Origin of the sequence: Micromonospora halophytica (genome assembly GCF_900090245.1) — a bacterium.
GTDB lineage: Bacteria > Actinomycetota > Actinomycetes > Mycobacteriales > Micromonosporaceae > Micromonospora > Micromonospora halophytica.
In genome coordinates, this window is sequence record NZ_FMDN01000005.1 from 199,425 (window position 1) to 218,672 (window position 19,248).

At 71.2% G+C, this 19,248-nt stretch carries 19 protein-coding genes; 10 read left to right on the forward strand and 9 right to left on the reverse strand.

Annotated features, from left to right (window positions below; translation table 11 throughout):
- Positions 1-26: 26 nt before the first annotated feature.
- Positions 27-1,484, forward strand: coding sequence for a CCA tRNA nucleotidyltransferase (locus tag GA0070560_RS10065; protein ID WP_091294105.1), 1,458 nt, complete (start codon positions 27-29; stop codon positions 1,482-1,484).
- 51 nt (positions 1,485-1,535) lie between these two features.
- On the opposite strand, the gene GA0070560_RS10070 is transcribed toward GA0070560_RS10065, so the two are convergent.
- From GA0070560_RS10070 to GA0070560_RS10085, 4 genes are read right to left on the reverse strand one after another with little or no spacing between them, the layout of a single operon-like run.
- On the reverse strand, positions 1,536-3,059 hold the full coding sequence (locus GA0070560_RS10070; RefSeq protein WP_091294108.1) for a flotillin family protein: 1,524 nt from the start codon (positions 3,057-3,059) through the stop codon (positions 1,536-1,538).
- Between the two features lie 34 nt (positions 3,060-3,093).
- Positions 3,094-3,636 (reverse strand): hypothetical protein, encoded by a 543-nt coding sequence (locus GA0070560_RS10075; RefSeq protein ID WP_091294112.1) that lies wholly within the window; start codon positions 3,634-3,636, stop codon positions 3,094-3,096.
- A gap of 10 nt (positions 3,637-3,646) precedes the next feature.
- A complete protein-coding gene (locus GA0070560_RS10080; protein ID WP_091294115.1) occupies positions 3,647-4,735 on the reverse strand; it encodes a TolB-like translocation protein in 1,089 nt (362 codons plus the stop codon).
- The gene (locus tag GA0070560_RS10085; protein ID WP_091294118.1) at positions 4,732-5,253 is read right to left on the reverse strand and encodes a SigE family RNA polymerase sigma factor; all 522 of its coding nucleotides are present in this window, start codon (positions 5,251-5,253) and stop codon (positions 4,732-4,734) included. Before GA0070560_RS10085 ends, GA0070560_RS10080 begins: the two co-directional genes overlap by 4 nt.
- Positions 5,254-5,441: 188 nt before the next feature.
- On the opposite strand from GA0070560_RS10085, the gene GA0070560_RS10090 reads away from it, so the two are divergent.
- Positions 5,442-5,921 (forward strand): methylated-DNA--[protein]-cysteine S-methyltransferase, encoded by a 480-nt coding sequence (locus tag GA0070560_RS10090; RefSeq protein WP_091294121.1) that lies wholly within the window; start codon positions 5,442-5,444, stop codon positions 5,919-5,921.
- A 90-nt stretch (positions 5,922-6,011) separates the two neighbouring features.
- Positions 6,012-6,926: a hypothetical protein gene (locus GA0070560_RS10095; protein WP_091294124.1), complete on the forward strand. Its 915-nt coding sequence runs from the start codon at positions 6,012-6,014 to the stop codon at positions 6,924-6,926.
- Positions 6,927-6,997: 71 nt separating this feature from the next.
- Here the strand turns inward: GA0070560_RS10095 and GA0070560_RS10100 are convergent, their stop codons facing one another.
- Together GA0070560_RS10100 and GA0070560_RS10105 are read right to left on the reverse strand one after the other, a co-directional pair.
- Positions 6,998-8,077: an inositol-3-phosphate synthase gene (locus tag GA0070560_RS10100; protein WP_091294127.1), complete on the reverse strand. Its 1,080-nt coding sequence runs from the start codon at positions 8,075-8,077 to the stop codon at positions 6,998-7,000.
- Between the two features lie 23 nt (positions 8,078-8,100).
- Positions 8,101-8,739 (reverse strand): PadR family transcriptional regulator, encoded by a 639-nt coding sequence (locus GA0070560_RS10105; RefSeq protein ID WP_091294129.1) that lies wholly within the window; start codon positions 8,737-8,739, stop codon positions 8,101-8,103.
- Positions 8,740-8,912: 173 nt separating this feature from the next.
- Here GA0070560_RS10105 and GA0070560_RS10110 point away from each other — a divergent pair, with 173 nt between their 5' ends.
- Entirely contained in the window at positions 8,913-9,368 is a 456-nt protein-coding gene (locus GA0070560_RS10110) for a DUF5318 domain-containing protein (protein WP_091294133.1), read from the forward strand.
- Positions 9,369-9,498: 130 nt separating this feature from the next.
- Here the strand turns inward: GA0070560_RS10110 and GA0070560_RS29400 are convergent, their stop codons facing one another.
- On the reverse strand, positions 9,499-10,056 hold the full coding sequence (locus GA0070560_RS29400) for a hypothetical protein (protein ID WP_425412617.1): 558 nt from the start codon (positions 10,054-10,056) through the stop codon (positions 9,499-9,501).
- Between GA0070560_RS29400 and GA0070560_RS10115 the strand changes: the two genes are divergently transcribed.
- Together GA0070560_RS10115 and GA0070560_RS10120 are read left to right on the forward strand one after the other, a co-directional pair.
- Positions 10,055-12,319 carry a transglycosylase domain-containing protein gene (locus tag GA0070560_RS10115; RefSeq protein WP_245675449.1) on the forward strand — a complete coding sequence of 755 codons (2,265 nt, stop codon included), beginning with the start codon at positions 10,055-10,057 and terminating at the stop codon, positions 12,317-12,319. The two genes, GA0070560_RS29400 and GA0070560_RS10115, sit on opposite strands and share 2 nt — an antisense overlap.
- Positions 12,320-12,479: 160 nt before the next feature.
- Positions 12,480-13,976, forward strand: coding sequence for a glycosyltransferase family 87 protein (locus GA0070560_RS10120; protein ID WP_091294138.1), 1,497 nt, complete (start codon positions 12,480-12,482; stop codon positions 13,974-13,976).
- 16 nt (positions 13,977-13,992) lie between these two features.
- Here the strand turns inward: GA0070560_RS10120 and GA0070560_RS10125 are convergent, their stop codons facing one another.
- Complete coding sequence (locus GA0070560_RS10125) at positions 13,993-16,116, reverse strand: hypothetical protein (protein WP_245675450.1); 2,124 nt, start codon at positions 16,114-16,116, stop codon at positions 13,993-13,995.
- A 5-nt stretch (positions 16,117-16,121) separates the two neighbouring features.
- Positions 16,122-16,904 (reverse strand): deoxyribonuclease IV, encoded by a 783-nt coding sequence (locus GA0070560_RS10130; protein WP_091294140.1) that lies wholly within the window; start codon positions 16,902-16,904, stop codon positions 16,122-16,124.
- Positions 16,905-17,530: 626 nt separating this feature from the next.
- On the opposite strand from GA0070560_RS10130, the gene rpsF reads away from it, so the two are divergent.
- The 4 genes from rpsF to rplI all read left to right on the forward strand — a co-directional run bounded on the left by rpsF (position 17,531) and on the right by rplI (position 19,175).
- Positions 17,531-17,821, forward strand: coding sequence for a 30S ribosomal protein S6 (gene rpsF, locus GA0070560_RS10135; protein ID WP_088643630.1), 291 nt, complete (start codon positions 17,531-17,533; stop codon positions 17,819-17,821).
- Positions 17,822-17,899: 78 nt separating this feature from the next.
- Positions 17,900-18,433 (forward strand): single-stranded DNA-binding protein, encoded by a 534-nt coding sequence (locus GA0070560_RS10140; protein ID WP_170839349.1) that lies wholly within the window; start codon positions 17,900-17,902, stop codon positions 18,431-18,433.
- A 41-nt stretch (positions 18,434-18,474) separates the two neighbouring features.
- Positions 18,475-18,714: a 30S ribosomal protein S18 gene (gene rpsR / locus GA0070560_RS10145; protein WP_007073789.1), complete on the forward strand. Its 240-nt coding sequence runs from the start codon at positions 18,475-18,477 to the stop codon at positions 18,712-18,714.
- 14 nt (positions 18,715-18,728) lie between these two features.
- Positions 18,729-19,175 (forward strand): 50S ribosomal protein L9, encoded by a 447-nt coding sequence (gene rplI, locus GA0070560_RS10150; RefSeq protein WP_091294143.1) that lies wholly within the window; start codon positions 18,729-18,731, stop codon positions 19,173-19,175.
- The last annotated feature ends 73 nt before the right edge of the window (positions 19,176-19,248 follow it).

Genomic DNA, 19,248 nt, shown 5'->3' on the forward strand with positions numbered 1-19,248 from the left:
ACCCGGCCCGATAGGCTGGCGCTCCCATGTCCGAAGCCTTCGCTCCCCACGCCGCCGACCGCCGCGAACTCACCGCCGCGCAGCGCAACGCCGTCGCCGAACTGCTCCGCGTCTCCCCGGTCGCCGACGAGCTCGGCCGCCGGTTCGCGCGCGCCGGCCACGAGCTGCACCTGGTGGGCGGATCCGTCCGCGACGCCCTGCTCGGTCGGCTCGGCGACGACCTGGACTTCTGCACCGACGCCCACCCCGACCAGACGCTGCGGATCGTCAAGGGCTGGGCCGAGTCGATCTGGGAGACCGGCCGGGAGTTCGGCACCATCGGCTGCCAGCGCGACGGGCTCCGGCTGGAGGTCACCACCTACCGGGCCGAGGCGTACGACCAGGTCAGCCGCAACCCGATCGTCGAGTACGGGACCAGTCTCACCGAGGATCTGCGGCGGCGCGACTTCACCATCAACGCGATGGCGGTCAGCCTCCCCGATCACCGCTTCACCGACCCGCACGGCGGCCTCGACGACCTCGCCGCCAAGGTGATTCGTACCCCCGGCACGCCCCGGGAGTCGTTCGGCGACGATCCGCTGCGGATGCTGCGCGCGGCCCGGTTCGCCGCCCAGCTCCGCTTCGCCGTCCACCCGCAGGTACGGGAGGCGATGACCCGGATGGCGGCCGACCTCGACCGGATCACCGCCGAGCGGATCCGGGACGAGTTCACCAAGCTGCTCAGTGGCGCCGATCCGATCACCGGGCTGCGACTGCTGGTCGACACCGGGCTGGCCGAGCGTTTCCTGCCCGAACTGACCGGGCTCAAGCTGGAGATCGACGAGCACGCCCAGCACAAGGACGTCTACGAGCACACCCTGACCGTGGTGAGCAACGCGGTCTCCTACGAGACCGACGGGCCGGACTTCATCCTGCGGATGGCCGCGCTGATGCACGACGTCGGCAAGCCGGCGACCAAGGCGGTCGGGTCGGACGGCCGGGTCAGCTTCCACCACCACGAGGTGGTCGGCGCCCGGCTCACCAAGGCCCGGATGAAGGCCATGCGCTACCCCAAGGACGTCACCTCCCAGGTGACCAGGCTGGTCGGGCTGCACCTGCGCTTCTACGGGTACGGCCGCGGCGAGTGGACCGACTCGGCGGTGCGGCGGTACGTCACCGACGCCGACGACCTGCTGCCCCGGCTGCACAAGCTGACCCGCTCGGACTGCACCACCCGCAACCGCCGCAAGGCCGCCCAACTCGCCGCGGACTACGACGCGCTGGAGGAGCGGATCGCCCGGATCGCGGCCGAGGAGGACCTGGCCCGGGTCCGCCCCGACCTGGACGGCAACGCCATCATGGAGCTGCTCGGCGTGCCGCCGGGGCCGCTGGTCGGCCGGGCCTGGCAGCACCTCAAGGAGCTGCGCCTGGAGCGTGGCCCGCTGGACCGCGCGGAGGCGGAGGCGGAGCTGCTGCGCTGGGCCCGCGAGCAGGGCCTGGCCTGACTGCGGAAGGGGCCGCCCGGTTCGCCGGGCGGCCCCTTCGTCGTCGTACCGTCAGCGGGTCTCCACCGCGCTGCCCTCGACGGGCGGCTTGCCGTTGCCGGCCGTACCGGTCGAAGACGCCGAGCCCAGCTTGGCGAGCAGGCCGGCCAGGTCGATGCCGGTCAGGTCGCTGCCGAGCTGGAGCCCCTGGGCGACGTTGCCGGCCACCGACTTCGTCAGCGACGACGCGCCGTCGGTGGAGATCACGGTCATCTTGTCGATCGCGCCGATCGGGGCGCTGGCCGCCTCGACCACCTGCGGCAGCACCTTGACCAGCAGGTCCAGCACGGCCGCCTCGCCGTACGCGGCGAACGCCTCGGCCTTGCGCGCCATCGCGTCCGCCTCGGCCTGCCCCCTGGCCAGGATCGCCGCGGCCTCGGCCTGGCCCTCCCGCTCGACCGCCTCGGCGATCGCCGAGCGTCGGCGCTGCTCCGCCTCACCCTCCTTGGCGCCCTCGATCGCGTTCGCCTCGGCCAGCGCGGCCCGGCGGGCCCGCTCGCCCTCACCGGTGAGCCGGGCCTGCTCGGCGGCGGCCTGGGCGGCGGCGATGACGGCCTGCCGCTGCGCGTCGGCGTTCAGCACCGCCGCGTTGCGGGCCGCCTCGGCCTCCTGTTCCACCTTGTACCGGGCCGCGTCGGCGGGCTTGCGCACCTCGGTGTCGAGCTGGCGCTGCTTGAGCTCGGCGTTGCGCTCGGCCACCTTCTGCTGCTCGGAGAGGATCGCCTGGTCCCGTTCGGCCTGGGCGAGCGGCCCGGCCGCCGCGGACTTCGCCTTCGCCGCGTCGATCTCCGCCTGGATGCCGGCCTGCTTGAGCGACAGGTTCCGGTTGGCCTCGGCGATCGCCTCCTCGGCGAGCAGCCGCTCCTGCTCGGCCTGCTGCCGGGCCCGGGCTTCGGCGATGGCCGCGTCCTTGAGCACCCGGGCGGCCTCCGGCCGGCCCAGGTCCTGCAGGTAGGAGCCCTCCGCCAGGATGTCCTGGAGCTGGAAGGTGTCCAGCACCAGGCCCTGGTTGGTCATCGAGTGCTCGGCCTCCTCGGCCACCGCGTTGGCGAACGCCGCCCGGTCCCGGATGACCTCCTCGACGGTGAGCCGGCCGACGATCGAGCGCAGCGCGCCGGCCAGCACCTCCCGGGTGAAGTTGTCGATCTCGTCCTGCTGGTGCAGGAAACGCTGGGCGGCGGCGCGGATCGCGTCCTCGGTGCCACCGACCTTGACGATGGCGACGCCGTGCAGGTCCGCCCGGATGCCCTGCTTGCTGACCGCGCCCCGGATGCCGACGTCGATGCGGCGGCTGGACAGGTCGAGCGACTGGAGCTTCTGCACCACCGGCAGCACGAAGACGGACGCGCCGAGCACGACCTTCTGCCCGGACATGTCGGTGGACCGGCCGCCGTCGGCGGTCTGCGTCGTCCGGCCCTTGCGTCCGGTGACGATGAACGCCTCGTTCGGCCCGGCGACCTTGATCCGGGAGAGCACGAAGAGCACGAGGACGAGGACGAGGAGGACCGCGCCGCCGACGGCGATGACAAGGGGCATGGGCAGGTTCCGTCTCTGCGAGGAGGAGAGGGGGTCAGTAGGTCTCGACGTGGACGCTGGTCTCACTCAGCGCCTGCACGACGAAGATCTGCGCGCCGACCGGGATCGGATGGTCCGCACGGGCGTTGAGCTTCACCGGTTGGCCGGCGACGCGTACCCGGACCTCGCCGTAACCGGCGGCGGGCACCGGCGTGACCACCAGGCCGAGCGCCCCGACCAGGTCGTCGCGGGTGGGGGTGGGGTCGGTGCGCATGTCCCGCGCGGCCCGGCTGAAGCGGACCGCCAGCCAGGCGGTGGGCACGGCCGCGAGCGCGCCGCCGGCCACCGCCGCCGCGACCATCCCGGCGGTACGACCACCGAGCAGTTCGTTGACGATCGCGGCGCCGAAGCCGAACGCGCCGAGGAACCCGGCCACCGCCTCGACGGAGACCGGCCCGTCGACGTCGGCGTGACCGAAGTGGAACAGCTCGGCGCCGAGCAGCGAGAGCGCCAGCACGGCGACGCCCGCCCCGCCGATGATCAGGAAGATTAAGGTCCCCGTGGCCACGACCTGCACGGTATCGACGTCGTGCAACATCTCCGGGCGGTCAGCGTGGCGCCACCGTCACGTGCAGGTCGACCAGTTCACGGGGCAGCGGCTGCCGTTCCCGCTCACGGCCCTCGGTGTCGGCGAGCACGACGTCCCGGCTGCCGTACGGCCGCCGGTAGAGCAGCCGGTCGTCGGTGACCCAGGCGACGTCCGCCGACGGCAGTTTGCGTACGACGGCCCCGGTGACCGCGTCGACGAGCACCGGGTCCTGCTGCCCCTGCACCACCACCCGCTGCCCGTCCGGCGACCAGGCCCACGGTCCGGCCGGGTCGCCGGGGATCTTCACGAACCGGGTCGGCCGGCCGTCCTCGGCGGAGAAGAACTGCACCCCCCAGCGGGGGTGCCGTTCGCTCTCCGACCGATCCTGGAAAGCGTCGGTCAGCGGGAGGGTCACCTCCCGGCCGTCCCGCGTCCAGGTGAAGGCGCAGTAGTCGGTGCAGAAGAACTTCGTCGCGTCCACCGAGTACTCCCGGAATGCGCCGGTCAGGTCAAGGAGGCCGAACTGACGGGTGCCCCGACGGAGTCCGGTCAGGAGCAGCCGGCGTCCGTCCGGTGACCACTGGGGATGCGACCCCGGGGCGCGGTACCAGCGCACGGTCGCCTTCCGCGCGTCAATCAGCCCGATCTGCCCGGGGCGGTCCTCGTCGGCCACCGCGGTGACGGTGCCGGTCGGGGCCGGCCAGACCTCGTCGTACCCCTCGGTGCGGACGTAGCGGTCGCGGGTGCGGTCCAGGAGGTGGCCGGAGCCGCCGAGGACCCCACCGGTGACCACCCAGCCGCCGGGCAGCACCAGCGGCGCGTCCTTCCACCGCGCGTCCGGCACCGGATGCAGGACAGTGGTCGGTTGCGGTTGCGGTTGCGGTTCCGGCACCGCGACCCGGATGGCGGGTGCGGGCCGGAGCAGTACGAACGGCGCGGCCACCGCGATCACCGCGACCAGCGCCGCACCGGTCGCGGTGGCGCGCCGCCGGGCCCGTAGCCGCCGTCCACGACGCAGGGCCGACCCGGCCAGGTCCGGCACCGGCCGGACCTGGCCGGACAGTTCGCGTACGGCCGCCCGCAGCGCGTCCTCCACCGGCCTGCTCATCGGTTCACCTCCGGACGGGTGACGAGGTCGTCGAAGGCCGGGACCAGTTGCCGGAGGCGGGCCAGTGCGCGGGAGGCCTGGCTGGCGACCGTGCCCGCCCGACAGCCCAGCACCGCGGCGGTCTCCTCCACGCTCATGTCCTCCAGATAGCGCAGGGTCAGCACCGCGCGTTGCCGGGGCGGCAGCGTCCGCAGCGCGTCCCGCAGCAGTAGCCGCAGGTCGGTGTCGTGGCCGCTGTCCCGCTGGCCGGCCCGCTCCGGCAACTCGGCCACCGGTACCTCCCGCCGCCGGGCCAACCTCCGCCAGCCGGAGACCTGATCGTGGTAGAGGATCCGCCGCACGTACGGCTCGGCGTCGCCCCGGATCCGTGGCCAGCGGGCGTACGCCTTGGCCAGCGCGTTCTGCAGCAGGTCCTCGGCGGCGTGCTGGCTGCCGGCGAGCGCGTACGCAACGCGCAGCAGTGCGTCACCCCGCTCGGTCACGAACGCGGTGAACTCCCCGTCGGTCACCTCGGTCACCGCCCACCTCCGTATCACTGACGTCTGGGGGCGGTGGAACTTTGCCTCGCCGGAACAACCCGCCGTGTACGTCCCCGTAGGGCGGCCTGACCCTGTTCACCCCCCTGGCCCGGGGCAGGCCTGCGGTGACCGCGGCACTGTGCCGGCCCGTGCTGGTGGTCCGCCTCGGGCGGAGGAAGAATCGGTCCATGCGCTGGACCGTGCTCGACTCGCCGATCGGGGAGTTCTCCGTGGCCACCGACGACGAGGCGGTGTGCGGCGCGCACTTCGGCCGGGTGGAGTCGGCCGTCGAGGAGCCCGGCGACGCGCTGGCCGGGCGGGCGGTCGACGAGCTGCGGGCGTACTTCGCCGGCGAGCTGACCGAGTTCGGTGTGCCGGTGGCGGCGCGGCGTGGCTCCGACTTCGAGCGCGCGGTGTGGCGGGAGATGACCCACATCCCGTACGGGGAGACGCTCACCTACGGCGAGGTGGCCCGCCGGGTCGGCGACCCCGGGGCCGCCCGGGCGGTCGGGGTGGCCTGCAACCGCAACCCGGTCCCGGTGCTCGTGCCGTGCCACCGGATCGTGGGGGCCGGCGGGAAGCTCGTCGGCTTCGGCGGTGGCGTGGAACGCAAGGTGAAGCTGCTGGAGTTGGAGGCCGGCGTCGCGTTGCGCCGTGCCTGGTCGTGACGGCAACCGCGCCGTTCGGTCGATGTGTCCGGAAGTTGCTTCCCTGAAGATGGCACTACGTTCGTCACTATCTCTCCACGGGGACAGACTATGAGCGAAGAGCAGTCCAAGACCGTCGACCGCCGTCGCCTGCTGCGCCGGGCGAGCACCGTCGCCGCCGGCCTCGCCGGCACCGCGGCCGTCGGCGCCGCCACCGCCGGCCCGGCCCAGGCCGCCCCGGGCGACCCGGTCCTTCAGGGGGAGGCCAACAATGCGGGCTCGGCGACCACGCTGAGCGCCTCCTCGATGGAGAGCGCCACGCTGCGGCTGGCGAACACCGCCACCGCCGACGAGTACGGCAACACCATGGCCGGTCCGGCCCTGCGGCTGACCCCGTCCGGCGACATCATCTCCAACCAGGCCGAGGTCGGCTCGATCGCGATGGACCAGGGCGGCACCATCTGGGCGGTCACCGGCGAGGCCGACGACGGCTTCAAGTACCGGGACTACGTCCGCACCAGCTTCAACTCGAACACCACCGTGCCGATCGTCCCGCAGCGCGCCCTGGACACCCGGACGTCCGGCGGGCGGAACCGGGTCCTCAACGAGGAAGGGAACTTCGACAGCTCGGGCCGGCTGCTGGCCGGCAGGACGATCCACCTCAACCTGGAGGACTTCGTCAACTTCGGCGACGCCGTGCACGGCAACGTGACGGTGACCGGCCCGCTCGCCGCCGGCTTCCTGCAGGTCTTCCCGTACGGCGTGCCCCGGCCGACGTCGTTCTCGACGATCAACTTCCAGGCCGGCCAGACCCTGTCGAACGCCTTCCTCAGCGGTCTGGGTTCCGGTTACGACCGCGTCTCCATCTACGCGCAGAGGACCACCCACGTGATCCTCGACATGGTGGCCTTCGTGATCTCCATGGGCCAGGTCAACCCGAGGTTCCTCTCGGGCGCAGCGGGCCTGACCGAGGAGGACCGCCGCGCCCGGCTCGCCAAGCTGGCCAAGCCCTCCTGGGCCAGGTGACCGATCCGTACGACGAGCGAGGGCCGGGTCCACGCGGACCCGGCCCTCGGCCGTGCTGGTGGATCAGCGCGTCAGCGCTCGACCTCGCCGGCGATGAAGGACTCGACGGCGGCGTGCGCGTCGTGGTCGGCGTACTGCACCGGCGGGGACTTCATGAAGTACGACGAGGCGGAGAGGATCGGGCCACCGATCTTCCGGTCCAGGGCGATCTTCGCGGCCCGGACGGCGTCGATGATGACGCCGGCCGAGTTCGGCGAGTCCCACACCTCGAGCTTGAGCTCGGCGTTGAGCGGGGTGTCGCCGAAGGAGCGGCCCTCCAGGCGGATGTACGCCCACTTGCGGTCGTCGAGCCACGGCACGTGGTCCGACGGGCCGATGTGCACGTCGCTCTTGCTCATCTCGTGCGGGATCTGGGAGGTCACCGACTGGGTCTTCGAGATCTTCTTCGAGACCAGGCGGTTGCGCTCCAGCATGTTCATGAAGTCCATGTTGCCGCCGAAGTTGAGCTGGTAGGTGCGCAGCAGCTCGACACCGCGGTCCTCGAAGAGCTTCGCCAGCGCACGGTGCACGATGGTCGCGCCGACCTGGCTCTTGATGTCGTCACCGACGATCGGCAGGCCCGCGTCCTCGAACTTCTTCGCCCACTCGGGGTCGGAGGCGATGAAGACCGGCAGGGCGTTCACGAACGCGCAGCCGGCGTCGATCGCGGCCTGCGCGTAGAACTTGTCGGCCTGCTCGGAGCCCACCGGGAGGTAGGAGACGACGACGTCGACCCGGGCGTCGCGCAGCGCCTTGGCCACGTCGACCGGCTCGGCGTCCGACTCCTCGACGATCTCGCGGTAGTACTGGCCCAGACCGTCGAAGGTCGGGCCGCGCTGCACGCTGACGCCGGTGGGCGGCACGTCGCAGAGCTTGATGGTGTTGTTCTCGCTGGCGACGATCGCCTCCGCGAGGTCCATGCCCACCTTCTTGGCGTCCACGTCGAACGCCGCGACGAACTCCACGTCCGAGACGTGGTAGTCGCCGAAGGTGACGTGCATGAGACCCGGGACGCGGTCGTTCGGGTCGGCGTTCCGGTAGTACTCCACGCCCTGCACGAGGGACGAGGCGCAGTTACCCACACCGACGATGGCGACGCGGACGGAGCCCATAGCGTCTGCCTCCTTCTTCTTCATCACGGCCGCTCTGTCCTGGACTCTCCAGGCGGGGGCGGGCTGTTGTTGTCTCGTCGGCCGCCGGCCGTCCCGGGCTGCGGGACTGTCGGGGCACGGCCGGAGCGCTCGTTGGCGATGAGCTCCTCCAGCCAGCGGACCTCGCGCTCACAGGCGTCGAGCCCATGGCGTTGCAGTTCCAGGGTGTACGCGTCGAGGCGCTCGGCTGCCCGGCCCAGCACGTCACGAAGTCCTTCGCGACGTTCCTCGATCGTGCGGCGGCGACCCTCCAGGATGCGCAGGCGGGTCGCCTGGTCGGTCCGGGCGAAGAACGCGAAGTGCACGCCGAAGCCCGTGTCGTCGTACGTCTCGGGTCCCGCCTGCGCGATGAGCTCGGCGAAGCGTTCCTTGCCCTCCGCGGTGATCTTGTAGACCACCCGACCGCGTCGGCTGGTCAACGCGGGAACCTCTTCGGCGGTCGCAGGTGTCTCGGCGGCTTCGGTTATCCATCCCGCCGCCTGCAGCCGGCGAAGGGTCGGGTAGAGCGAGCCGTAGCTGATCGCCGCCCGGATCGCTCCGAGCTTGGCGGTGAGCTCCTTGCGGAGTTCGTAGCCGTGCATCGGAGACTCCTGCAGGAGGCCGAGGATGGCTAGCTCGAGCACGGGCCATCCTTCCTGCCCCTGGCACTGGGCCGTTAACCGTCTCGATGTATCGGACCGATACATCGCACGTTAGTACCTCATCTGCGATCAGGGCAAACCCCCGGTCCGAGTGTCGTCATCACGGATCGTGACGGCGGTCGCCTCGCCCGTCCGGACCGCGTACCCTTCACCGCATGCGTACGCAGCGCCAGGTGGTGGACTACTCGCTCCAGAAGCGGGCGGTGCTGCGTGAGCTCCTCGCCGGTCGGGTCGGCACGTACGACGTCTGCGACGCCTCGCCGTACCTGAAGAACGCGGCTCGGTTCCACGGCGAGCCGACCGAGGAGCGCTGCCCGATCTGTCGCAGCGAGAACCTCACCCACGTCCACTACATTTACGGGGACGAACTCAAGCAGTCCGCCGGCCAGGCGCGGAACCTGGTCGAGTTGCCCGTGTTGGCGATGACGCTGCGTGAGTTCCAGGTCTTCGTGGTGGAGGTGTGCCTCGGCTGTGACTGGAACCATCTCGTCGAGCAGTTCCTGCTCGGCCGGGACGGGCTGGCCGGGGACGGGTCGGAGCAGGGTGCGGCGGGCGTGAACGCCCCCGGTGCGGGCCCGGCCCACGGGCGAAGGCGAGAGGCGCAACGGTGAACCTGGCTGTACCGGTCCCTCCCGGCGTCGACGACGGCGGGTGCTCGGACCGACAGCACGAAGGCCCGATTGGTCCGATTGGTACGGATGCGACGCCGCCGTTGTGGGGTGCGGCGTCGCGTGTGTCAACTCACGGCAACCCGGTGGCGGCGCCCCCGCGCCCCACCGCGACCGGCAGGGTGTGAGGAATGAACTCGTACGGCGATCCCAGTTCCCCGCGTGCGCGGGCCCAGGTACCGGGTTCGAACGACGGCCCGGCCCCGGCGGGCCGGGCCTCGGTCGGCTCGGGTGGCGCGCCCACCGGCCGGGCCTCGGCGTCGGTGCCGCCGCGCCAGCCCGGCGCGGCCGGCACAGCCTCGGTGGGGCGGGCCGGTTCGGGACGGGCCTCCGTGCCGGTGTCCCCGGCGCCCGGCGGACGCGCCGGCACCGGACGCGCCTCGGTCCCGGTCTCCCCGGCCCCCGGCTCGTCCGGGCGGGCGAGCGTCGGCTCTGCGGCGGTCGGCGGCCGGGCGAGCGTCGGCTCGGCCTCGGTCGGTGGCCGGGCGGCGGTGGCCAGGGCGGGTGTCGCGCCGGTCTCCGGCGGTGGGCCGGGCGGCCCCGGCGGCCCGGGGCTCGGAAGTCGCGGTGGTCGCGGTCCAGGCAACCCGGCTGCGGCGGCGCGGGCGAAGAAGCGCAAGCGCGCCAACATGCTGATCGCCAGCTTCGCCGTCTTCATCATGATCGCCGGCATCGGGGTGATCGGCTTCACCTACTACTCGACCAATGTCGTGCTCCCCAACCAGATCGACCTGCCGCTGGCGACCACCATCTATGCCAGTGACAACAAGACGCAGATTGCCAAGGTCGGCGAGCAGAACCGCACCTTCGTCTCGATCACCCAGATCCCGAAGCACATGCGGGACGCGGTGGCCGCAGCGGAGGACCGGAACTTCTACGAGCACTCGGGTGTCGACTACAAGGGCATCGCCCGCGCCGCGTGGAACAACCTCACCGGCGGCGACAGGCAGGGCGCCTCGACGATCACCCAGCAGTACGCCCGCAACGCCTACGAGAAGCTCCAGGACGACTCGTACGCACGCAAGGTGAAGGAGGCGATCGTCGCCTCCAAGCTCAACGATCAGTTCACCAAGGAACAGATCATGGAGCACTACCTCAACACGATCTACTTCGGGCGCAACGCGTACGGCATCGAGGCGGCCGCGCAGGCGTATTTCGGCAAGTCGGTGTCGAAGGTCGACGTGGCCGAGGCGGCGGTGCTGGCTTCCCTGATCAAGCAGCCGGAGCCCACCCCCGGCGGCCACCAGGGCTACGACCCGGCCGTCAACCCGACTGCCGCCAAGGAGCGGTGGACCTACGTCATCAACTCCATGGTCGAGGAGGGGTGGCTGGACACGCCGAACCACCCGAAGCGCCCTGCCGGGTACCCGGAGAAGACGTTGCAGACGCCCAAGGAGTCGCGGGCCGGGCAGAAGTTCGGGGTGAACAACCCGATCGGCAACGTCATCAACTATCTGGTGCCGGAGATGCGGGAGAAGAAGCTCTGCACCGACAACGAGGCGCAGGTCACCGACCGCAAGCCGTTCTGCGCGACCATGCTGAAGAGCGGCGGCTACCGGATCCGTACCACCATCGACATGAAGGTCCAGGGGGCGATCCTCAAGGCGGCCCAGCGCAGCACCAAGGGCTCGGAGCTGGACGGCGCGCGCAAGAACATCATGGCGGCTGTGGTCTCGATCGACCCGCGCAACGGCCGGGTGGTCGGCTACTACGGTGGTGACGACGGCACCGGCACCGACTACGCCGGTAAGAACACCGACTCGGCGGGCAACATCACCGGCGGGCACTCGCCCGGATCGAGCTTCAAGATCTACACCCTCGCTGCGGCGATCGACGCCGGAAAGTCGGTCGAGTCACGCTGGAAGGGCAAGGCGTTCACCCCCGACGGCGTGAAGTTCAGGGTCAGTAACGCCGGCACTGACAACCCGAGCTGTGGTGATTCGTGCACCCTGCGTGAGTCGACACTGAAGTCGCTCAACGTGCCCTTCTACCACGTCAGCCTCGACATTGGGCCTGACAAGATCGTTGAGATGGCCAAGAAGGCCGGCGTGAGCATGATGTGGCAGACCAACGTCAACCCGCCGAAGGGGCACGACCTCACCAAGGCCGACCCGAAGGACCTGGCACCCGACCCCTTCTACCATGTGATTTCGTACGGCCAGTACCCGATCACTGTGCTCGACCACGCCAACGGCGTCGCCACCTTCGCCAACAAGGGCGTCTACCACAAGGCCCATTTCCTGCTCTCCGTCGAGAAGCAGAACAAGGACACCGGCAAGTGGGAGAAGCTCGGCGGCGAGCAGTTGAAGCCGCTGAAGCGGATCAACCCGGACGTGGTCGCCGACGTCAACGACGTGCTCAAGGACTACCCGGCCAGGGTCAACCACCGGCTGGACGACGGCCGTGAGGCGACCGCCAAGACCGGTACCTGGGAGCTCCGTGAAGGCACCAACGAGAACGGTGACGCCTGGATGATCGGCTACACCCCGCAACTCGCGACCGCCGTCTGGGTGGGCAACAAGGGCAAGCGGGAGGCCATCAAGATGAAGGACGGCCGGAACATCAGCGGCTCCCTGATGCCGGGCGACATCTGGGAACGGGTCATGGACGGCGCGCTCAAGGGCGCGGAGAAGCTCCAGTTCCCGCCTCCGGCCAACGTCGGCGACGACACCGCCGGCAACGGGGTCATCCCCACGCCGGAACCTCCCCCCGTCCCGCAGGACTGCGGACCGCTCGGTCTGTTCTGCCCGCAGAACCCGAACGGCGGCGGCAACCAGGGACCGACCAACCCGGGCACGCCCACCGACCCCCGAGGTCCGGGCGGTGGCGGGAACGGTGACGGGGGTGACGGCGGCGGCATCCTGCCGACCCTGACACCCCGCACCCGCGAGTAGGTAGCGCGACAACGCCGACGGCGACCGGACGACTGTCCGGTCGCCGTCGGCGTTCCCGGCCGCCAAGCCCGGCGGTCCGCTCCCCGTGCGCCCTGATTTTCAGGTTTCTTGCGCTCCGGGAGGGGACGGACACCCCCGGCGTACGGCAGGATGCCTCTCCATGAGCACCCAGTCGACGGCCGGCATCGACGACGCCGGGAGCAGCGACCACCCGTCCCGGTCCGACGGCTTCGTCCGCGGCGCCTCCGAGGTCATCGGTGGCCCGCTCGGCGACCACGCCGTCGCACTCGACCGGCCCGCCGGCCGTGAGCGGCGGTTCTGGACGGCGACCCGGATCGTGCTGGCGCTGGTCTGCCTCACCCTGGCGCTGCACTGGGTGCAGAAGTCCCCCTGCCAGGACGGCGCCTGGCAGAACAACGTGCAGTACACCCGGCTCTGCTACACCGACGTGCTCGCCCTCTACTACGCCGAAGGGCTCAACGAGGGCAAGGTCCCCTACCGGGACCACCCCGTCGAGTACCCGGTGCTCACCGGCTACTTCATGGGCGCCCTGGGCCTGCCGGTGCACGCCCTCGGCGTCGACGACCCGCAGATCAACCAGGGCCGGTGGTTCTACAACCTGAACGCGCTGACGCTCAGCGCGCTGGCGGTGGCCACCGTCGCGATGATCCTCGCCCTGCGCCGGCGACGGCCGTGGGACGCCGCACTCTTCGCGTTGGCACCCGCGCTGCTGCTCACCGCCACCGTCAACTGGGACTTCCTCGCCATCGGGCTGGCCGCCTTCGGGCTGGCCGCCTGGGCCCGCCGCCACCACGCGCTGGCCGGCGTGCTGCTCGGTCTCGCCGGCGCGGCCAAGATGTGGCCGCTGTTCCTGCTCGGGCCGATCCTGGTGCTCGCCCTGCGTGCCGGCCGGCTCCGTGCCGCGCTGACCGCCCTCGGCACCGCGCTGGTGGCTCTCGTCGCGGTCAACCTGCCGGTGGCCATCCCGTACCGGGAGAACTGGAACCGGTTCTTCGAGTTGAACACCGAGCGGCCCATCGACTGGGGCACCCTCTGGTACATCGGGCGGTACCTGGACGGCAAGGTGAACACCGGCGTGCCCGGCGACCAGGGGCCGTTCCAGTGGTTGAACGCCAACATCCCGACGTTGAACTACCTGTCGTACGCCCTCTTCGCGCTGGCCTGCCTCGGCGTGGCCGCGCTGGCGCTGCTGGCGCCCCGCCGCCCCCGGCTGGCCCAACTCGCCTTCCTGGTGGTCGCCGCGTTCCTGATCTTCAGCAAGGTATGGTCGCAGCAGTTCGTGCTCTGGCTGCTGCCGCTGGCCGTGCTGGCCCGCCCCCGGTGGGGTGCCTTCATCGCCTGGCAGATCGCCGAGATCGGCTACTTCACCGCGTTCTACGGCGAACTGCTCGGCGCGGCCACCAGCCGGCCCGTCTTCCCCGAGGGGGTGTTCGTGCTCGCGGCGACGCTCCGCCTCGGCACCGTCGTGCTGCTCTGCGTGCTGGTGATCCGGGACATCCTGCAACCCGAACGCGACGCGGTGCGCCGCACGTACGCCGACGACCCGGACGGCGGCGTCCTGGACGGCGCCCCCGACGTCCCCTGGCTCGCCGACCGTCGCGCCCGGGACGCAGCCCCCGAACCGGCCCCCGCATAACCTCACCGGCGGGGGCTCAGAGACGGAACACGACGGCGTCGCCGATCTCCTCGCGGGTGATCCCGAGCTGGTCGACCGGGGCGTCCACGGTGACCTCCCACGGCGTGCCGACGATCTGGTCGCGCAGCAGCACCACGTTGCGGACGCCGAGGACGCGCAGGTAGTCGATGCTGGTCCGGTCGGGGAAGGCGAGCGTCACCCGGCGCACCTCGTCGAGCTGCGTCGGGGTGAAGCCGCTGCCGCCGTTGACCACGTCCTGGAACCGGCTGGTCGTCCAGAGCATCACCGGCTGGTCCAGGTTCTGGCTGCTCGGCAGCACCAGCATCGGGCCGTCCACCGTACGCATGGCCACCGGCTGCTCGGGCACCGCCGGGTGCGGCGTGACGTTCAACCCCTCGACCGTCACCAGCAGCAGTGGCAGCAGGGCGACGGCCCGCAGCCACGGCGACGGGCGGGCGGGGGCCTGCTCGACGGTGAGTTCGCGCACCCGCTCGGAGAAGGCGGTGACCGCGCCGGCCGCGAGCAGGCCGAGCAGGAGGGTGGTCCAGAGCATCAACCGGCCCGGGGTGCGCAGGCCGTTCCAGCCGGGCAGGTACTCGAAGAGCGGCGCGTAGGTGAAGGTGCCGTCGAAGAACCGGGTGCCCATCGCCAGCACCAGGGTGACCAGCACACCGGTGAGCAGCAGCAGCCGGTGCCGCAGCCGCCAGACCGAGAGGAACAGCCCGCCCGCGGCCAGCGCGTAGAGCACGAAGCCCGGCAGCAGGGTCATCTCCGGGTGCCAGGGCAGCGTCTCGCGGGCCCCTTCGTGCAGCTCGCCCCAGATCCGTGACTCGGGCGGCGCGGTGAGGAAACCGATCACCGGCGGTGAGTAGACGCCGATGTCGCCGAGCGTGCGCTCGGCGTTCGGGTGCAGCTCGGCGACCTTGAAGAACGGGATCGCCAGCAGTACGCCCACACCGGCGAAGAGCAGGCCGCCGACCAGGTCCGCGACGAGCAGGCGGGCCCCGAACGGGCGCTTCACCGGCCGGACCACGTACCGCCGCAGGAACCAGGTCACCGCCGCGACCAGCACGATCCCCGCGAGGACGTACCCGAACACGAGGCCGATCCCGAAGCCCAGGCTGAGCTGCCAGGCGGCCACCACCCAGCCGGCGTACGTCCAGCCGGTGTGCCGGCGCTCCGGCCGGTAGCCGTGGCGCAGCGACCAGCCGTGCCCCCGGGCCAGCATGGCCAGCGCCAGCGGGATGCCGCCGTTGGAGACGATGTGCAGGTGGCCCGCCTGGGCGAGCAGCCACGGGGCGTACGTGTAACTCACCCCGGCCACCGCCGCGCCGGCCCGACCCGCCCCCAACTGACGGGCCAGCACGTACGCCCCGAACGTGGCGAGCGCGTGGGCCAGCACGAAGATGATGTTGTAGCGGAGCACCGCCGCTTCCGGGCCGGTGCCGATCATGCCGGCGGGCGCGTAGCCGAGCAGCATGTCGGAGAAGGCGAAGCTCCACGTCTCCGGGAAGAACGTGTTCGACTGGAACAGTTGGCCCGGGTCGGTCCGCAGGGCGTGCCCGGACCAGGCCATCTGCCAGGCCTGCAGGCTCGGGTCCCAGTAGTCCTGCGGCAGCGTGTAGAGCGGGTAGCGCAGCGTCGGCCAGGTCAGTCCGGCGGCGAGCGCCAGCGCTGCCAGGGCGGCGAGCGTCCACTCGTGCACGAGCAGCCGACCGATCGCCCGCGCGGCGCGACGGGGACGCCCGGGAACCGGCTCCGGGGCGGGCGCGAACGCCGACCAGGGGTCTGCCGGCCCGGCTTCGTCCTTCTTCTCCTTGTCGGCTTTCGTACCCTCGGCGGCCTTGGACCCGGCGGCCCTGGACTCGCTGGCCCTGTCGCCGTCCGTGTCCTCACCGGCCTTGCTGCCGCCCCCGGCTGCGCTGCCTCCGGCGGCCGTCCCGCTGCCTCCGGCGGCCTTCTCCGTGGTGGTGGCCTTCTCCGGGGCGAGAGGGGGTGGCGCGGTGTCCGTGGCGTCGGTCGTGTCGTCCGGGCGCGGCCGGTCGGTGTTCGTGGTGTCGGTGTCCGGGGTGGAGGACCGGCCGTCGGGCCCGTCGGTCTGCCCGGTCGGCTGGCCGCCGTCGGTCGTGTCGGTGGTCATCCGGCTCAGGCCCCCGTTCCCAGCCGCTCCCGCAGGAAGGCGATGTCCGCAGCCTGTCCCGCCACGCCGCCGGGGGTCTCCACGATCACCGGCGCGCCGGCCGCCCGGATCACGGCGACCACCAGGTCCGGGTCGATGGTGCCGCCGTCGAGGTTGTCGTGCCGGTCCTGGCCGGAGTTGAAGTCGCCCTTGGAATTGTTGGCGTGCACCAGGTCGATCCGTCCGGTGATGGCCTTGACCCGGTCGACCAGGTCGAGAAGTTCCTCGCCCCCGGCGTGGGCGTGGCAGGTGTCCAGGCAGAAGCCGACCTCGTGGTCGCCGAGGGCGTCCCAGAGCCGGGCCAGCGCGTCGAGCCGCCGGGCGCAGGCGTTCTCGCCGCCGGCGGTGTTCTCGATCAGCACCGGGAGCGGGAAGCCGCCGGAGTCCGCCGCGTACGCGAAGGTCTTGCGCCAGTTGTCGAAGCCCACGGCCAGGTCGTCACCGGCGTTGACGTGGCCGCCGTGCACGATCAGCCCCTTCGCGCCGATCTCCGCCGCCGCGGCCGCGTGGCCGAGCAGGAGCTTGCGGCTGGGGATCCGGATCCGGTTGTTCAGGGTGGCCACGTTGATCACGTACGGGGCGTGGACGTAGAGGTCCACGTCGGCGGCGCGCAGCCGGTCGGCGTCCTCCCGCGGTTTCGGGGCCTTCCAGCCCTGCGGGTCGGAGAGGAAGAACTGCGCCGCCCCGGCGGAGCGGGAGGCCGCCTCCGCCAGCGGGTCGGCCTGGTCGACATGGGCTCCGATACGCATGCAGGGGAGCCTACGTCGCATCCCCGACGCCTGGGGTGACGGTCGTGGCCGAGTCTCGGCGTCCGCCGCGTCACCGTCCGGGCCGGTGGTCGTTGAGCGGGGTGGGATCGACGGTCGGCTCTCCCGGATCCTGCGGGCGGAGCCGTGGCGGGTCGATCCGGTGCGGGGTCACCCCCGTCGTGCGGCCCGGCACGTCGGGGGCGGGGCCCGTCCCGCCGAGGCACCACTCGACGCCAGAATCTCGGACGAATAGTTGCAATTCCACCATCTGGGTACGAGAGCTGTTGTACCGTCAGATAACAACAGGATGAAGCTCCGCGGGGCGTCCTCGATCCAACCTCATCGGTGTGGTCGTTCCTCCCCAGGTCCCACCCAAGGAATGCGGACGGGACGCCCCGCGGCCTCGTGGACAGGGGTCCGCCGCCGGCCTTCGGGAGCCGACGCGGGCCCCTGTCGCCGTGTCCGACCGGCCCTCACCACCTGCCCGGGCATGATCGTCCGGACCGGGTATCCTGGTGCGGTTGTCCGCGTCCGGCCGGGTCCCCCCGGCTCGGGGGCGGGCCACGACGCAGACCTCCTGCCACGGAAGGACCGTGGCCGCTCAGCCCACAGGAGGTGAGTACGTCTTGCGTCATTACGAAGTCATGGTGATCCTCGACCCCAGTCTCGAGGAGCGCACCGTCGCCCCGTCGCTCGACACGTACCTGAACGTGATCCGGACCGCGGGTGGCTCGGTGGAGAAGACCGACGTGTGGGGCCGCCGGCGCCTCGCGTACGAGATCAACAAGAAGGCCGAAGGCATCTACGCCGTCGTTGACCTTCAGGCGACGCCGGAGGCGGTGGCCGAACTCGACCGCCAGCTGCGGCTCAACGAGTCCGTGCTGCGCACCAAGGTCATCCGGCCGGAGATGCGCTAAGCATTCAACCCGGTTCGCCCGGATCAGCCTCATCGGCGCTGTCAGAGGGTTCTGAGAGCCTGTACGGCAGAACGATGAGTGCGCGAGGAGATGGTCATGGCAGGAGACACCACCATCACGGTCATCGGCAACCTGACCGATGACCCCGAGTTGCGGTTCACCCCGTCCGGTGCGGCGGTCGCCAAGTTCCGGGTCGCTTCGACGCCCCGGTTCATGGACAAGGCCTCCGGCGAATGGAAGGACGGCGAGCCGCTCTTCCTGGCCTGCACCGTGTGGCGGCAGGCGGCGGAGCACGTCGCCGAGTCGCTCCAGCGGGGCGCCCGCGTGATCGTCTCGGGTCGGCTGCGTCAGCGGTCGTACGAGACCCGCGAGGGTGAGAAGCGCACCGTCATCGAGCTCGAGGTCGACGAGATCGGCCCGTCGCTGCGCTACGCCACGGCGAAGGTGCAGAAGATGTCGCGCTCCGGTGGCGGCGGCGGTGGCTTCGGCTCCGGCGGCGGTGGTGGTCAGGGTGGCGGCGGAGGCAACTTCGACGACCCCTGGGCCTCGGCCGCGCCCGCCCCCTCGCGCGGTGGTTCGGGCGGCAACTTCGACGAGGAGCCTCCGTTCTAATGGCGCCGAGCGCCCGCGATCGCAAACCAGGAGCACGAGCAATGGCCAAGGCTGCGGCACTTCGCAAGCCGAAGAAGAAGGTGAACCCGCTCGACAAGGACGGGATCACCTACATCGACTACAAGGACACCGCGCTGCTGCGCAAGTTCATCTCCGACCGCGGCAAGATCCGCGCTCGACGGGTGACCGGCGTCACCTCGCAGCAGCAGCGCCAGATCGCCCGTGCGGTCAAGAACGCCCGTGAGATGGCGCTCCTGCCGTACACGGCGACGGCCCGCTGAGAGGAGGCACCGACATGAAGATCATCCTGACCCAGGAAGTTTCCGGTCTCGGTGCCCCCGGCGACATCGTCGAGGTCAAGAACGGCTACGGCCGTAACTACCTGCTGCCGCAGGGCTTCGCGATCGCCTGGACCAAGGGTGCGGAGAAGCAGGTCACGCTGATCAAGCGGGCCCGCTCGGCCCGCGAGATCCGCGACCTCGGCCACGCCAACGAGGTCAAGGGCCAGCTCGAGGGCCTGAAGGTCAACCTGAAGGCTCGCGCCGGTGACGGTGGACGGCTCTTCGGCTCGGTCACCCCGGCCGAGATCGTCGACGCCGTCAAGGCCGCCGGCGGCCCGGTCCTCGACCGGCGTCGGCTGGAACTGCCCGGTCACATCAAGTCGACCGGCTCCTACCCGGTGCGCATCAAGCTGCACCCCGAGGTGACCGCCAAGTTCGACCTCACCGTCGTCCAGGGCTGACACTCGACAGCACGACGGAAGGGCTCGCACCGGACGCCGGTGCGGGCCCTTCCGCACTGCACCACCACGACCG

Bases quoted from the DNA above. Each gene is read 5' to 3' on its own strand.
- GA0070560_RS10065 (WP_091294105.1), top strand. From the start codon at position 27: ATGTCCGAAGCCTTCGCTCCCCACGCCGCCGACCGCCGCGAACTCACC.
- GA0070560_RS10070 (WP_091294108.1), bottom strand. From the start codon at position 3,059: ATGCCCCTTGTCATCGCCGTCGGCGGCGCGGTCCTCCTCGTCCTCGTC.
- GA0070560_RS10075 (WP_091294112.1), bottom strand. From the start codon at position 3,636: ATGTTGCACGACGTCGATACCGTGCAGGTCGTGGCCACGGGGACCTTA.
- GA0070560_RS10080 (WP_091294115.1), bottom strand. From the start codon at position 4,735: ATGAGCAGGCCGGTGGAGGACGCGCTGCGGGCGGCCGTACGCGAACTG.
- GA0070560_RS10090 (WP_091294121.1), top strand. From the start codon at position 5,442: ATGCGCTGGACCGTGCTCGACTCGCCGATCGGGGAGTTCTCCGTGGCC.
- GA0070560_RS10095 (WP_091294124.1), top strand. From the start codon at position 6,012: ATGAGCGAAGAGCAGTCCAAGACCGTCGACCGCCGTCGCCTGCTGCGC.
- GA0070560_RS10100 (WP_091294127.1), bottom strand. From the start codon at position 8,077: ATGGGCTCCGTCCGCGTCGCCATCGTCGGTGTGGGTAACTGCGCCTCG.
- GA0070560_RS10110 (WP_091294133.1), top strand. From the start codon at position 8,913: ATGCGTACGCAGCGCCAGGTGGTGGACTACTCGCTCCAGAAGCGGGCG.
- GA0070560_RS10115 (WP_245675449.1), top strand. From the start codon at position 10,055: ATGCTGATCGCCAGCTTCGCCGTCTTCATCATGATCGCCGGCATCGGG.
- GA0070560_RS29400 (WP_425412617.1), bottom strand. From the start codon at position 10,056: ATGTTGGCGCGCTTGCGCTTCTTCGCCCGCGCCGCCGCAGCCGGGTTG.
- GA0070560_RS10120 (WP_091294138.1), top strand. From the start codon at position 12,480: ATGAGCACCCAGTCGACGGCCGGCATCGACGACGCCGGGAGCAGCGAC.
- GA0070560_RS10125 (WP_245675450.1), bottom strand. From the start codon at position 16,116: ATGACCACCGACACGACCGACGGCGGCCAGCCGACCGGGCAGACCGAC.
- GA0070560_RS10130 (WP_091294140.1), bottom strand. From the start codon at position 16,904: ATGCGTATCGGAGCCCATGTCGACCAGGCCGACCCGCTGGCGGAGGCG.
- rpsR (WP_007073789.1), top strand. From the start codon at position 18,475: ATGGCCAAGGCTGCGGCACTTCGCAAGCCGAAGAAGAAGGTGAACCCG.
- rplI (WP_091294143.1), top strand. From the start codon at position 18,729: ATGAAGATCATCCTGACCCAGGAAGTTTCCGGTCTCGGTGCCCCCGGC.